A 13,811-nucleotide genomic window follows, 5' to 3' on the forward strand; every position below is an offset into this window, starting at 1 on the left:
TGTACTCGCCGTGCAACCCGACTGGGGCTGGACGGCGGCGCGCGGGCCGGCCGCTCAGCTCCTCCTCACGCTGCCGGGGCAGCGCACGTTGTCGCCCGACTAGGCTAGTCGAACGTGCCCGAAACCGCCCAGGACTGCGACCTGCTGACCACTGCCGCGGTCGCGCTGAACCGCCACGCCGACCTGTTGCGCGAGCTGGGTTCGGCGTTCGCCGCCGCCGGTCATGAGTTGTACCTGGTCGGCGGCTCGGTGCGGGACGCATTACTGAACCGGCTGAGTCCGGATCTAGACTTCACCACCAACGCCCGCCCTGAGCAGGTCCAACAAATCCTGCGGCGGTGGGCCGACGCCGTGTGGGACACCGGGATCGCATTCGGGACCGTCGGCGTCGGCAAGGGCAATCACCGCCTTGAGATCACGACATTTCGCGCCGACCGCTATGACCAGGTGTCGCGCAAACCGCAGGTGCGTTACGCAGACCGTCTCGAGGACGACCTGGTGCGCCGCGATTTCACCGTCAACGCCATGGCGGTGCGAATCACGCCGACGGGAGCAGGCGAGTTCCTCGATCCCCTCGGCGGTTTGGCGGCGCTGCGCGCAGGAGTATTGGACACGCCCGCGCCGCCGCCGGTGTCTTTCGGTGACGATCCCCTGCGGATGCTGCGTGCCGCCAGGTTCGTGTCACAACTGGGCTTCACCGTCGCACCGCGGGTCCGCGCGGCGATCGAAGAGATGGCGTCCCAGCTGGCCCGAGTCACCCCGGAGCGGGTGGCCGCTGAGCTGGACAAGTTGCTGCTCGGCGCCGACCCGGTCGCCGGCATCGACCTACTGGTGCAGACCGGGATGGGCGACGTGGTCCTGCCCGAGGTGGGCGGGATGCGGATGGCGATCGACGAGCACCACCAGCACAAAGACGTCTATCAGCATTCATTGACGGTGTTGCGTCAGGCGATCGCTCTGGAGGACAACGGTCCTGACCTGGTGTTGCGCTGGGCGGCGCTGTTGCACGACATCGGCAAGCCCGCCACCCGCCGGTTTGAACCGAATGGCACGGTGACCTTCCATCATCATGAGGTGATCGGGGCCAAGATGGTCCGGAAACGCCTGCGGGCCCTGAAATACTCCAAGCAAATGGTCGACGACGTCTCCCAGCTGGTGTACCTGCATCTGCGGTTTCACGGTTACGGGGACGGCAAGTGGACCGATTCGGCGGTGCGTCGCTATGTCACCGACGCCGGGCCGCTGCTGCCACGACTGCACAAACTGGTGCGTGCCGATTGCACTACCCGCAACGCCCGGCGGGCCGCGCGATTACAGGCCAGCTACGACCGGTTAGAGGCCCGTATTGCCGCCCTGGCGGCTAAAGAGGACTTGGAACGGGTGCGGCCGGACTTGGACGGGAACCAAATCATGCAGGTGCTGGGCATCCCGCCTGGTCCGCAGGTCGGTGAGGCGTGGCGTTATCTCAAAGAGCTGCGGCTGGACCGCGGACCGCTGACCCGCGAGGAGGCGACCACCGAGCTGCTGACATGGTGGCAGAGCCGTCAGCAGGCGTAGCGGAACCCGCAGTGATCGGGCAGCATCCGAACAGGTATGGAGTATTGCCTGGGCGACGGTGACGGCGCAGCCAGAATATGGGATGGCCAACCCGACCTGGACCTCGACGGCGACGGCCGGTTGGATGCCCTCAGCCTGGATTTCGACGGCGACGGAATGCGTGATGACGCGCTCGCCGACCTTGACGGGGACGGCGTCGCCGATCATGCGGTGCTTGACCTCGACGATGACGGCGCCCCGGAAAGTTACTTCACTGACGATGGTTCCGGCACCTGGTCGATCGCGGTCGACGGTGTCGCGCGGGGAGCACCGGCATCCGGCGGGAACCTCCGGTGGTTCGGGCTTGACGGAGCGGAGCACAGCGGCGGTCCACTCATCGATTTCGACGGCGACGGACATGCCGATGACCGGCTACTCGATCAAGACGGCAACGGAACCGCCGACCGAGTGATGCTGGCCGACGACGCGGGCGGTTACCACACCGCGTATGTCGATAGCGACGGTGACGGACGCTGGGATATCAAACTGAGCGATACCGACGGTGACGGCGCCGCTGACGGGGCAGCGACACTGTAAGGACAAGGAGTTCGCGCCGGGTGCGCAGTCGGCCACAATCCCTGATACGACGACGAGCAGCCACCCGCACGTCGTCGCGGCGGCGGGAGCGCGTGTGGCCCGTCGGGGCGCTAGCGCCGACAAGCGACAGCTGACGGCGAATAACGTTGCTGCAGAACATCTGCACTGTTGACGTGAAAGGCCCGACGACCAGATCTGAGGCGCTCGGTCCTTTTCGGGACGTTCTCATCGCCCGGGGCCCGGCGGCCCCGCGAAGGCTTGGGCGACGCCCAGCCAACGGCGCGCCTCGGCGCCGGTAGCGGTGATGTCAAGGGTGCTGGGCGGGCGCCGCTGGGTAACCAGGAAGCAGAAATCCTCGGCAGAGCCGGTGATCCGCTGGGTCGCGTTTGCCGGTCCCCACGACCAGATGCTGCCGTCAGGTGCCCGGAGCTCGATGCGAAACGGTTCGGCGGGCGGCGTCAGCCCATTGATGGTGAACGCGTAATCGCGGGTGCGCACACCGAGATGAGCGATCGAGCGCAGCCGCGAGGTAGGGGGCTTGCGGACGCCGAGGGTATCTGCGATATCGAGCCCGTGTGCCCAGGTCTCCATTAAGCGCGCGGTGGCCATCGACGCCGCGCTCATCGGCGGGCCGAACCAGGGCAGTTTGCGGCCCTGGGGAACCGTGAGCAGCGCGTCGTGCAGGCGGGTACGGGTGCAGCGCCAATCCTCGAGCAGCTGCGTGGGGGGTAATGCGGCAAATTCGTCAGCGCCTGCGTCGACGAAGCCGCTGGGGTTCACCGATGCGGCCCTCAGCAGCTCGGCGAATCCGCCCGCATCGGTGATTGCGGTGAGCGCCACCCGATCAGTCCACAACAGGTGGCCTATCTGGTGGGCGATCGTCCAGCCGGGCGCAGGCGTCGGTTCCCTCCAGCGCTCATCGGGTAGCGGCGCGACCAACGCGTCGAGCTCATCGCTTTCGGTGCGCAGGTCAGCCACGATCGGGGCGCAATCGGTCACCGGGGTACTTTACGTGGGCCAACGCTGTATCGGGTGTGGGGGCCGCCGCGACATTGATCGAAACAAGCCCGGGAAGCGGCGCGCCGATCGTCACCGACGGGGGATACGGCCGGGTGAACCGCCAAGTCTTCTGCGTGATGTGAGGCAACGCTGTGCCCCGTCACGCCCCTGAGGTTAACTGCGAAACACACATCGGTCACCGGCCACGCTTGTTCGTCGCCTTGTCGCGGGGTGCCATGATGGTGGGGTGGCGCAGCCCGAAGACCCCGAGGACTATGTCGCACCGACCGCGCATCGAGTGCGAGCGGGCACATTGTTATTGGCCAGCACCGCTCTGCTCGAGCCGACGTTTCGCCGCAGCGTGGTCTACATCGTCGAGCACAGCGGCGGCGGCACATTGGGTGTGGTGCTCAACCGGCCCAGCGAGACCGCTGTGTACAACGTCTTGCCGCAGTGGGCCAAGCTGGCTGCCAAACCGAAAACGATGTTTATCGGGGGGCCGGTGAAACGCGACGCGGCGCTATGTCTGTCGGTGCTGCGGGTGGGCGCCGATCCGCAAGGGGTACCGGGTTTGCGGCACGTGTCTGGGCGACTGGCGATGGTCGACCTGGACGCCGACCCCGACGTGATTGCTCCGCTCGTGGAAGGTGTGCGCATATTCGCGGGTTATTCGGGGTGGACGATCGGACAGCTCGAAGGAGAAATCGAGCGGGACGACTGGATCGTATTGTCGGCCTTGCCATCTGATGTTCTGGCTGAGCCCAGGACTGATTTGTGGGCACGGGTGCTACGACGGCAGCCGCTGCCGCTTTCGTTGCTGGCCACCCACCCGATCGACATCAGCCGGAACTGAGTCAACGACAGCCAGACCGCATCGCGGCGGTCAGAGTTCACCGCGCCGACCCGGCCGCTTCGGCCAGGACGCCGACCCTTTCGCAGTGAGCAGCCGGGTACTGCGTGGCGGAGCTGGCCGTGCTACTGCGACGGGGTAACGGCGTTGACGCCCAGTAACCTCAATGAGCGGCTCAGTCCCGCTGCCGCTGGAGCAGGCGGCGCGCCCGGCGCGGGCGCCGTCACACGGAATCCGGTGAGAATAGCGTTCGTTGCGGGCGCATCAGCGACCGCTTCGGCGATGTCGGTGGTCACCGCCAGCGACACGAGGTATCTGTCCGGCGCCGAATCGGCAATGATGTAGCGCCGCGACGTGTTGAGCGTCATGTCGTTCTGACGGTAGGTTCCTTCGATGTTCGAGGACGGGAAACCGTCGTAGTCAGCCAATGAGGCTCTCGTCGTTCGCCACGCGGGCAGTTGCTGACTGTCGATATAGCCGTGGCTGATAGCTTGTCTCGGGTCGAAGTCGCCGATCAATTTGTAGACCACCACCTGAGCATTCGATGTGTACAGGCTCCTGCTGGGCCGTTCCGCGATCACCACAAAGGCGTCCGGGACGTTGGGGTCAGGCACCTGCGACCAGCCGGCCGGCATCGGCAATGTGATATCGAGCGCGTTGAAACCTTGTGGCTTTTGCGGCTCCAGTTTGACTCCTTTGGTCTGCAGGTAATCACGAAGCGTCCCCGAAGTGGCCGGGACCACTGTCGGCCCGGCCGGCGGTGTTGTGGGAACCGCAGGAGCAGGGGATAAGGACGGATATGGCGTCGTCGGCGAGGCAGCGCCGGGCCTGCTGCTGGCGGCCGAACCGGGGGTGATCACAGCGGTGGGGGGTACCGTCGTCGGCGTGGGGGTCGGCGGCACCGGCAGCAGAGGTTCAGCCGAAGCGGTGGTGCCCGCAAAACCGGGGACACCGATCGCCCCGAGGGCCAGCCACGCTGCGAGTACCCGCCAGGCCCGAGCAGTCTTCACCATTCGCCTCGGTCCTCCCGCTTGAGCTCTCATCGGTCACCAATGCTTAGGCGCTGACTGTAACCGCTGGTCAGCGCCATGCACCAGGTCCGGAACCGAGCTGGGATGAAGCTCTGACCGCTCTGCAACCCAACCGAGACCAAGTCGTGGCCAGCGAGACGCCCGGCGCCTCCTTATACCCTGTTGACGTGACCGAATCCCGGACTGCCGCGCCGACCAGCAACTCCGGCGCCCCAGACGCGGACATCGACGTTCCCCGGCATCGCTACACGGCGGAGCTGGCGGCCCATATCGAACGAACGTGGCAAGACACGTGGGCTCGCCAAGGGACGTTCCACGTGCCCAACCCCGTCGGCTCGCTGGCGCCGGCAGATGGCTCCGCGGTGCCGGAGCGCAAGCTTTTCGTGCAGGACATGTTTCCCTATCCCTCGGGAGAGGGGTTGCACGTCGGTCACCCGTTGGGCTACATCGCCACTGACGTTTACGCGCGCTACTTCCGTATGACTGGCCATAATGTGCTGCACGCGTTGGGATTTGACGCTTTTGGATTACCCGCGGAACAATACGCAGTGCAGACTGGCACGCACCCGCGTGCGAGGACCGAGGCCAACATCGCCAATTTCCGGCGCCAACTGGCGCGGCTAGGTTTCGGTCACGACAGTCGGCGAAGCTTCGCGACCACCGATGCCGATTTCTACAAGTGGACACAGTGGATCTTCCTGCAGATCTATAACGCGTGGTTCGACGACCGCGCCAACAAGGCGCGTCCGATCAGTGAATTGATAGCCGAATTCGATTCCGGTGCACGTCGTCTCGACGATGGCCGGGAGTGGGCCACATTATCGCCCGGGGAGCGTGCCGACGTTATCGACAGCCACCGGCTGGTTTACCGAGCGGATTCGATGGTGAACTGGTGCCCTGGCCTGGGTACCGTTCTGGCCAACGAGGAAGTGACCGCTGACGGACGCAGCGACCGGGGGAACTTTCCCGTGTTCCGGAAGCGATTGCGGCAATGGATGATGCGGATCACCGCTTACGCAGACCGGCTCCTCGACGATCTCGATCTGCTGGACTGGCCGGAGAAGGTCAAGACCATGCAGCGCAACTGGATTGGCCGCTCCACCGGAGCTTCGGCCCTGTTTTCAGCGACTACCGCCGAGGGCGCCATCGATATCGAAGTGTTCACCACCAGACCAGACACCATGTTCGGTGCCACGTACCTGGTTTTGGCGCCGGAGCACGACCTGGTCGATCGTTTGGTGGCGACTAGCTGGCCCGACGGAGTCGACGAGCGCTGGACATTCGGCGCTGCCACACCTGCCGACGCTGTCGCTCGGTACCGGCGCGCGATCGCGGCGAAATCCGACCTTGAGCGGCAGGAGTACAAGGAGAAAACCGGGGTCTTCTTGGGCAGTTACGCCATTAACCCGGCCAACGGCGCACAGCTGCCGATCTTCATCGCCGACTATGTGCTGCTCGGATACGGCACCGGTGCGATCATGGCGGTTCCCGGGCACGATCAGCGAGACTGGGAGTTCGCTCAGGAGTTCGGGCTGCCGATCGTCGAAGTCATTGCCGGTGGTGATATTTCGCGATCGGCTTACGTCGGCGACGGTGTGCTGGTGAACTCCGGGTTCCTCGACGGCATGGATGTGGCTGCGGCCAAGAAGGCGATCACCGCCCGGCTGGAGTCCGAGGGCCGCGGCCGTGCTCGCGTCGAATACAAGCTGCGGGACTGGCTGTTCGCGCGCCAGCGGTATTGGGGCGAACCATTCCCCATCGTGTACGACAGCGACGGACGTCCACACCCGCTGCCCGAATCCGCGCTGCCTGTCGAGTTACCCGACATGCCCGACTATTCACCGGTGCTTTTCGACCCGGACGATGCAGACAGCGAGCCGTCACCTCCGCTGGCCAAGGCGACCGACTGGGTGCATGTCGAATTGGACCTTGGCGACGGACTCAAGCGTTACACCCGAGACACCAACGTCATGCCACAATGGGCGGGCAGTTCCTGGTACGAATTACGCTACACGGATCCGCACAACTCAGAGCGCTTCTGCGCCAAAGAAAACGAAGCCTACTGGATGGGTCCGCGGCCGGCAGAGCACGGTCCAGACGACCCGGGTGGTGTTGACCTCTACGTCGGTGGTGTCGAGCACGCCGTGTTACACCTGCTGTATTCGCGGTTTTGGCACAAGGTCCTCTACGACTTGGGTCATGTGAGCTCTCGTGAACCGTATCGCCGGCTGGTCAATCAGGGCTATATCCAGGCGTTCGCCTACGCCGACAGCCGGGGATCCTATGTGCCGGCCGAGAAGGTGGTCGAACGTGACGGCAGATTTTTTTATCCCGGCCCCGACGGGGAAATAGAGGTATTTCAGGAATTCGGCAAGATCGGCAAGAGCCTGAAGAATTCGATATCACCGGACGAGATTTGCGATAACTACGGCGCTGACACGCTGCGGGTCTACGAGATGTCGATGGGGCCGCTAGAGGCCTCGCGGCCGTGGGCCACCAAGGACGTCGTCGGCGCATTCCGTTTTCTGCAGCGGGTGTGGCGACTGGTGGTCGACGAATACACTGGCCAGACCCGCGTTGATGATCACGCGGCTTTAGACGACACCACTGTGCGCCTGCTGCACCGCACCATTGCGGGTGTATCCGACGACTATGCGGCACTGCGTAACAACACCGCGACGGCTAAGTTGATCGAGTACACCAATCACCTCACCAAAAAGCACCGTAACGCGGTGCCACGGACGGCGGTCGAGCCGTTGGTGCTGATGCTGGCGCCGCTGGCGCCGCATCTGGCCGAGGAGCTTTGGCAACGGCTGGGCCATACCGGCTCGCTGGCGCACGGCCCGTTTCCGGTGGCCGATCCCACCTACCTGGTTGACGACACCGTCGAATATCCTGTGCAGGTCAACGGGAAGGTGCGCAGCCACATCACGGTAGCCGCCGACGCCGGCGCAGACGCCGTGGAAGCAGCCGCGCTCGCCGATGAGAAGGTGCAGGGTTTCCTGGCGGGTGCCGCACCGAAACGGGTGATCGTCGTGCCCGGCCGGCTGGTCAACGTGGTTTTGTGATACGTCGTCGTGGTGGTGCGAATAACGCGGTTAGGGGTCGGTCTCAGTCCCGCATCGCCGCCAGGTTGACCTGGTGTGGCCGTCACACGGCAGGGCGGACCACAACTTCGTGGATATCTCCATCAGGCGGTGTTTTCAGCACACCGGCCACCACTGCGGCCACGGTCTCGGGCCGCAGGAATTTCCCCGGCTCGTACTCGCCGCCCTCGTAGGCGACCAGTTCGCGCTGCATATCGGTAGCGGTGCGGCCGGGGTACACCGTGGTGACCCGCAATGCCGGCTCGTCGTCACGCAGGGCGTCAGCGAAGGCGCGTAACGCGAACTTACTGGCCGAGTAACAGGCCATACCCGGCGACACTCTGCGCCCGGATCCGGAATTGATGAACACGACATGACCGTGCGCCCGCCGCAGGGCCGGCAGCAGCGCCAATGTCAGTGCAACCGCCCCGAATACGTTCACGTCGAAGGTGACCCGCCAGTCGTTGATGTCAGTCTCGGCGACACGGCCCGGTCTCGACACCCCGGCGTTGTGCACCAGAACGTCGAGTTCGGAAACGGTTGCGGCGACAGCCTGTGTCGCGGCAGCGTCGGCTAGGTCCAGCCTCAAGGCGGTGGCACCAAGCCGCCTGCTGACAGCGTCGAGCCCGGGCGACGGTCGGCCGGCCAGCAGCAGTGTGTGTGTCGGCGCCAGGGCAGCGGCGATCGCCGAACCGATGCCGCGGCCGGCGCCGGTGATTAGTGCGGTCGGCATGACTGCCAGCTTAGGACGGTCGCGCGCCGACCACCGTGACAGCGCGGGTAAACGCACACGTCAAAACTGTTTTCGCCGGTGCTGATCCGCCGCGAACCGGATGGTCCGGTCGGTGATGAATAAGCGCCGGGGTATCTCTTTGTCGGAGAAGATTTCACGCACGCTCGTGGTGGGAGCTAGCCGAACTGGTCGCGGGTTCTCCGCACGCCAGTCGCTCCAGCGGGCCCAACGCTTTCATCAGCGTTTCCAAGTCCGATTCGGGTAGTTGGTTGAGCATTGTCGCCAGGGCAGCCCGCCGATTGTCGAGCGACTCGGCGAGGATAGAGCGACCACGCGGAGTGATGTCAACCAGTACGGCCCGCAGGTCTGAGGGGTCACGCGAGCGTTTCACCAGTCCGATCTTCTCCAGCCGGCGGATCGCGACCGTGGTGGTTGGGGTTCGGACCCGTTCGTGTGCAGCCAGGTCGGTCATCCGGATCGGACCCTGCTCGAGCAATGTGACCAGGATCGACAATTGCGCCAGAGTCAGATCCCCGGCCATAGCGCCGCTGGGGTCTCCGCGGCGTAGGATCGAAAACAGTTTGGCCAGCGTGCGGTGGAGACCCTCCGCCAACTCCCTCACTTCTGGCGCGATGGCATCACTGTCCACCATAATTCGGCAGTCTAACCTGGCTCACCCTCGGCAAACCGCAATATCGTGTAAACAGTCAAAGTACTTGGGACAAGAACCGCTGCAGCCGCTCCGTTTGCGCAGCTTCGAATATCTGGTCTGGCGGCCCGGTTTCCACTACCTTGCCGTGATCCATGAACACAACGGCGTCTGACGCCGAGCGGGCAAATCCCATTTCGTGCGTGACGACCAGCATCGTCATCCCATCGGCGCCGAGTTCGGCCATCAGTTCCAGGATGTCTTTGACCATCTCAGGATCGAGCGCCGAAGTCGCCTCATCGAACAGCATCACCTGGGGTGACATCGCAAGAGCGCGGGCGATGGCGACCCGTTGCTGCTGACCACCCGACAGCGCCCCGGGTCGGGCATCGGCCTTGTGTTTGAGTCCGACCCGGTCCAGTTGCGCCAGCGCCAGTTCCCGGGCGGCGTCCGCAGATAAGCGTTTCAGCTTGCGCGGTGCCAGCATGACGTTGTCCAGCACGCTGCGGTGCGGAAACAGGTTGAACTGCTGAAAGACCATGCCGATACGTTGGCGAAGGTGGTCGGGGTTGTCGCGCAGCACCGAGCGACCGTCGAGCAGGATGTCGCCGCTATCGGGCTCATAGAGACGGTTGAGCGTGCGCAGCAACGTCGACTTACCTGAACCCGAGGGGCCGATCACGGCCACGGTGTCGCCCGCCGGCACATCGATGTCGACACCGCGAAGTACCGTATGTTTGCCGAACGCTAGATGAATGCTTTTGCCCGCGAGTGACACTGGCTTGCGGCGGGCAACCTCGGTCATCATGTCATCTCCTGACCAGACGTCGACGTGATCAAATCGAACGTCTCCTCCGGCTCAGCAAAGGTACGGCCCCGGCGAAGGCGCGCGTCGATGACGTTGACCAGATGGGTCAGCGGGATCGTCAACATCAGGTAGAAGACACCGGCGGCAACCAGTGGCGACAGGCTACCGGTCTGGGCGTTGAGGTCACGGCCGATCTGAAACAGCTCGCGCTGCCCGGCGATGAGCCCCAGGAAGTACACCAGCGCAGAGCCCTTCAGCAGTGCGATGACCTGGTTGACCAGTGCGGGCAGCACTCGGCGGATCCCCTGCGGTATCACCACGAGCCGCATCGCGGCCGGGTAGCTAAACCCCAGTGCGCGAGAGGCTTCGAGCTGTCCCGGCTCGACGCTTTGGATCCCGGACCGAAAGATTTCGCCGACGTATGCCGCAGAGGTCAATCCCAGCGCGGCGATTCCGAGCGGGTACGGGTTGTTGGCAGTCAAGCCACCCACCAATGGGCCGACGCCGAGCCCGATCAGCAGGATGATCACCACCTCGGGCAGGCCGCGGAAGATATCGGTGTAGACCCGGGCCGGCCAGCGCAGCCAGCGGGAATGGGACAGCCCGGCGATCGCCAGCAGCATGCCCAACACCAACCCGATCACGCTGGCGCTGACGGTGAGGATCAGTGTGTTGGGCAGCCCGGTGGTGAACAGCAGCGGAATTGCTTGTTTGTACAGGCTCCAGTCGAAGAACGAATCCCGTAGCTGGTCCAGCGTGGACTTGGCCGGTGCGGGCTCATCGACCGCCCGGTGGTGACGTGCGGCGATCGTGGCGAAATTGGGCAGATGCGGAGTCAGGGCCGCTTTGGAGCCGGGTCGCCAGCCTGGCGGCAGCGGCCGGGGGACCCAGTCGGTGTAGAGCTGCGACCAGGTGCCATCGGCGATGACGGCATCCAGTCCCGAATTGAGGGCCTCGATGAGCGGACGGTTTTCTTTAGCGACCGCATACGCCACATAATTGCCCGTGCTGAAGGTGTGCGCGACGATCGCGGTCGGATCCCCGGGGTGTACTGCGTTCAGTGCTTCCAGAGCCGGTGCTACCCACGCGTCAACCTGGCGGGTTTTCAGGCTGGCGTAGACGGTGGTGAAGTCGGGGAACTTCACCGGCTGCAGGTGCAGGTTGTCGACGACATAGGCATCTTCCACGGTGCCCTGAACGACACCGATCCGCTGTCCATGGGTGAGGTCGTCGAAACTGGTGATCGCGGAACCGGCCGGCACGACCAGCGAGAAATATCCGAAGTCATAACCGTTGGTGAACCCAACCGTGCGCCGGCGCGCTTCTGTGGCGGTGATCGAGGCGGAGCCGACGTCGAAGCGTCGTGACGCCACCTGGGCGAGCAGCCCGGAAAAATCGGTGCCGAGGAAATTGACGTGCAGGCCGAGCTTACGGGCGATAGCTCGCAGCAGCTCGTTGTCGAAACCCGTGAACTGCCCGGTGGCGTTAACGCACGTGGTGGGTGGCGCTTGCGAGAGGGTGCCGACCGTCAGGGTGCCGGGCGTGCGCAGCCCCAACGCGCCGATGTCCACCGAACTCAGTGGTTTGACCTCAGCGGTCGTGTATTTGTCCTCGTGCGGGCGAGTGGCAGTGGCCAGTTTTCTGGGCAGCGCGGTCGCGCCCTCGATACCGGGTGGGGAGCATTGATCGATATCTGCTGCCGCGGGCGGAGCCGGCGCCAGGCCGCAGACCATGAGGATCGTTGCGGCCACCGCTAGCGCTTTTCCGCCGAAGTGGCGGTGCTCGCCGACTTTGAGGGTCATAACCGTTAAGGTATCCGCCGACAGGCCGATCGGCCTGTCGGTCAACACCTCGTGTACGCGTTAATCCCCGGGTGGCAACCGCGTGGCTGAAGAACCCGCGTCGATGCACTCGGGTGGGCTGAACACTCCGCGACGGATCAACTCGGCCAGCATGGTCTGGGCCATCAAATCGGAGCGGGCAATACATGCGGCCCGCGCCGCTTCTGGTTCACGTCGGTGGATGGCGGCGGTTTCTTCTTCGTAGAACGGCAGCATTTCGTCGCGGCTGTTTTGGTAGGTCACCCAGAAGACGCGGGGGACAAAGCTTTGCGACGCGCGGATAGCCGCATGCAGCCGCGGGCCCGCGTACTCGTCGTTTATCGTGCGCCGGTATTCGTCGGCGACGTCAAAGAAGGTCCGGGATTCTCTCGAGGCGCGCAAGGAGCGCATAAGCGCGCCGAGCTGACCCAGGATCCGCGGGGTGGGATTGACCGCCGCGCGTGCTGAGGCGATGCCGTTGAGTAGACCGTCGAGTTCGTAATGTTCCCGCACAGTGGCCTCGTCGAACCGCTCGACGAAGGCACCGCGGTGATAGCGGAGAGACACAATACCGTCGTGCTCGAGTTGGACAAGGGCCTCTTGGATGGGGACCCGGCTGACCCCTAGACGGGTCGCGATCTCGTTACGGTCGACCCGATCACCGGTGCGCAACTTTCCCGTCAGCACCAGGCTGAGAATGTGCGAGACGATCAGGTCTTTTTCTTTAACTCCGTACTTTTTTGGCATCGCTGTCTTTCAGCCCGATTCCACAATCGGCGCTGGCAGTTTCTCACGGAGCATGCCGGATCGTGCTGTGTTTGAGTCGCGGCACCGAAATTTTTCGGCCACACCTCGGTCGGCAATCTGGGGCCTCAACGCGTGTCGCGCCACCGACACAGCGCCTCGGCGCCAGTCAGGTCGTAATCAGGTCCGCTGCAGCCGATGGTCAGCAGGCTTACACCCAGGTCCACAAGGGTCTCGGCTTCGCCGATCAACCCGCCGACGGGGGCACCGGGGCGCAACCCGGTTTCACCGCCAACCGCGGCCGATCGCTCGATACTGGCCGGGTCACGCCCGAGGGCCGCGCAATGCTCAGCCAGCACAGCCGATTTCGCCGGGTAGGTTTTGGCGGTAGCGAAGCTGTGCCAGATGTCGGCGTACTCGGCCACCAACCGCAGGGTTTTCCGCTCGCCCTCACCGCCGATGAGCAACGGAATGTGCCGCGTGGGTGGCGGGTTGAGCTTGGCCAGCCGCGATCGGATTCGGGGCAGCGCGGCCGCCAGGGCGTCGATGCGGCTGCCGGCCGTGCCGAACTCATAGCCATACTCGCGGTAGTCCTTATATTTCCATCCGGAGCCGATCCCCAAAATGAGCCGGCCGTTGGAGATGTGGTCGACAGTTCGGGCCATATCGGCCAGCAGGTCCGGATTGCGGTAGGAGTTACACGTCACCAGCGCCCCGAATTCGATGTGCGAGGTCTGTTCAGCCCAGGCCCCGAGCATTGTCCAGCACTCGAAGTGCGGACCGTCGGGATCACCGTAGAGCGGGAAGAAGTGGTCCCAGTTGAACGCAATATCGACACCGATGTCTTCGCAGCGCCGGACCGCATCACGGATCTTGCCATAGTGCGGGGCCTGCTGGGGTTGCAGCTGTACCCCGATGCGGACGGGACGGTCGGGAAAACTCATGCCCATAACGGTAG

Annotated in this window: 12 protein-coding genes; 4 read left to right on the plus strand and 8 right to left on the minus strand. The window is 64.4% G+C overall.

All coding sequences use genetic code 11. From position 1 onward, the window contains the following. Positions 1-114: 114 nt before the first annotated feature. Positions 115-1,557, plus strand: coding sequence for a CCA tRNA nucleotidyltransferase (locus G6N08_RS05515; RefSeq protein ID WP_163755073.1), 1,443 nt, complete (start codon positions 115-117; stop codon positions 1,555-1,557). Between the two features lie 36 nt (positions 1,558-1,593). Next, positions 1,594-2,133 carry a pullulanase gene (locus tag G6N08_RS05520; protein WP_163755075.1) on the plus strand — a complete coding sequence of 180 codons (540 nt, stop codon included), beginning with the start codon at positions 1,594-1,596 and terminating at the stop codon, positions 2,131-2,133. A gap of 225 nt (positions 2,134-2,358) precedes the next feature. Here the strand turns inward: G6N08_RS05520 and G6N08_RS05525 are convergent, their stop codons facing one another. Then, positions 2,359-3,132: a TIGR03084 family metal-binding protein gene (locus G6N08_RS05525; protein ID WP_163755077.1), complete on the minus strand. Its 774-nt coding sequence runs from the start codon at positions 3,130-3,132 to the stop codon at positions 2,359-2,361. Positions 3,133-3,379: 247 nt separating this feature from the next. On the opposite strand from G6N08_RS05525, the gene G6N08_RS05530 reads away from it, so the two are divergent. Continuing rightward, positions 3,380-3,985, plus strand: a complete 606-nt coding sequence (locus G6N08_RS05530) for a YqgE/AlgH family protein (protein ID WP_163755080.1) — start codon at positions 3,380-3,382, stop codon at positions 3,983-3,985. Positions 3,986-4,107: 122 nt separating this feature from the next. Here the strand turns inward: G6N08_RS05530 and G6N08_RS05535 are convergent, their stop codons facing one another. Further along, entirely contained in the window at positions 4,108-4,995 is an 888-nt protein-coding gene (locus G6N08_RS05535) for an LpqN/LpqT family lipoprotein (protein ID WP_163755082.1), read from the minus strand. A 185-nt stretch (positions 4,996-5,180) separates the two neighbouring features. On the opposite strand from G6N08_RS05535, the gene leuS reads away from it, so the two are divergent. Then, positions 5,181-8,081 carry a leucine--tRNA ligase gene (gene leuS, locus G6N08_RS05540; RefSeq protein ID WP_163755084.1) on the plus strand — a complete coding sequence of 967 codons (2,901 nt, stop codon included), beginning with the start codon at positions 5,181-5,183 and terminating at the stop codon, positions 8,079-8,081. 82 nt (positions 8,082-8,163) lie between these two features. Here leuS and G6N08_RS05545 read toward each other — a convergent pair whose 3' ends face one another. The 6 genes from G6N08_RS05545 to G6N08_RS05570 all read right to left on the minus strand — a co-directional run bounded on the left by G6N08_RS05545 (position 8,164) and on the right by G6N08_RS05570 (position 13,797). After that, positions 8,164-8,832: an SDR family oxidoreductase gene (locus tag G6N08_RS05545; RefSeq protein ID WP_163755086.1), complete on the minus strand. Its 669-nt coding sequence runs from the start codon at positions 8,830-8,832 to the stop codon at positions 8,164-8,166. Positions 8,833-8,986: 154 nt separating this feature from the next. Further along, positions 8,987-9,484 carry a MarR family winged helix-turn-helix transcriptional regulator gene (locus tag G6N08_RS05550; protein WP_163755088.1) on the minus strand — a complete coding sequence of 166 codons (498 nt, stop codon included), beginning with the start codon at positions 9,482-9,484 and terminating at the stop codon, positions 8,987-8,989. A gap of 55 nt (positions 9,485-9,539) precedes the next feature. Then, positions 9,540-10,289 (minus strand): amino acid ABC transporter ATP-binding protein, encoded by a 750-nt coding sequence (locus tag G6N08_RS05555; RefSeq protein ID WP_371868958.1) that lies wholly within the window; start codon positions 10,287-10,289, stop codon positions 9,540-9,542. After that, on the minus strand, positions 10,286-12,091 hold the full coding sequence (locus tag G6N08_RS05560) for an ABC transporter substrate-binding protein/permease (protein WP_163755089.1): 1,806 nt from the start codon (positions 12,089-12,091) through the stop codon (positions 10,286-10,288). Before G6N08_RS05560 ends, G6N08_RS05555 begins: the two co-directional genes overlap by 4 nt. Before the next feature lie 60 nt (positions 12,092-12,151). Then, the gene (locus G6N08_RS05565; protein WP_163755091.1) at positions 12,152-12,856 is read right to left on the minus strand and encodes a GntR family transcriptional regulator; all 705 of its coding nucleotides are present in this window, start codon (positions 12,854-12,856) and stop codon (positions 12,152-12,154) included. Positions 12,857-12,981: 125 nt separating this feature from the next. After that, entirely contained in the window at positions 12,982-13,797 is an 816-nt protein-coding gene (locus G6N08_RS05570; RefSeq protein ID WP_246216616.1) for an LLM class F420-dependent oxidoreductase, read from the minus strand. Positions 13,798-13,811: the final 14 nt, after the last annotated feature.

It is taken from the genome of Mycobacterium botniense (assembly GCF_010723305.1).
Taxonomy (GTDB): domain Bacteria; phylum Actinomycetota; class Actinomycetes; order Mycobacteriales; family Mycobacteriaceae; genus Mycobacterium; species Mycobacterium botniense.

What these genes read in the sequence shown, in the direction of transcription:
- G6N08_RS05535 (WP_163755082.1), bottom strand. Translation starts at nt 4,995, where the DNA reads ATGGTGAAGACTGCTCGGGCCTGGCGGGTACTCGCAGCGTGGCTGGCC.
- G6N08_RS05570 (WP_246216616.1), bottom strand. Translation starts at nt 13,797, where the DNA reads ATGAGTTTTCCCGACCGTCCCGTCCGCATCGGGGTACAGCTGCAACCC.
- G6N08_RS05550 (WP_163755088.1), bottom strand. Translation starts at nt 9,484, where the DNA reads ATGGTGGACAGTGATGCCATCGCGCCAGAAGTGAGGGAGTTGGCGGAG.
- G6N08_RS05520 (WP_163755075.1), top strand. Translation starts at nt 1,594, where the DNA reads ATGGAGTATTGCCTGGGCGACGGTGACGGCGCAGCCAGAATATGGGAT.
- G6N08_RS05545 (WP_163755086.1), bottom strand. Translation starts at nt 8,832, where the DNA reads ATGCCGACCGCACTAATCACCGGCGCCGGCCGCGGCATCGGTTCGGCG.
- G6N08_RS05555 (WP_371868958.1), bottom strand. Translation starts at nt 10,289, where the DNA reads ATGATGACCGAGGTTGCCCGCCGCAAGCCAGTGTCACTCGCGGGCAAA.
- G6N08_RS05560 (WP_163755089.1), bottom strand. Translation starts at nt 12,091, where the DNA reads ATGACCCTCAAAGTCGGCGAGCACCGCCACTTCGGCGGAAAAGCGCTA.
- G6N08_RS05565 (WP_163755091.1), bottom strand. Translation starts at nt 12,856, where the DNA reads ATGCCAAAAAAGTACGGAGTTAAAGAAAAAGACCTGATCGTCTCGCAC.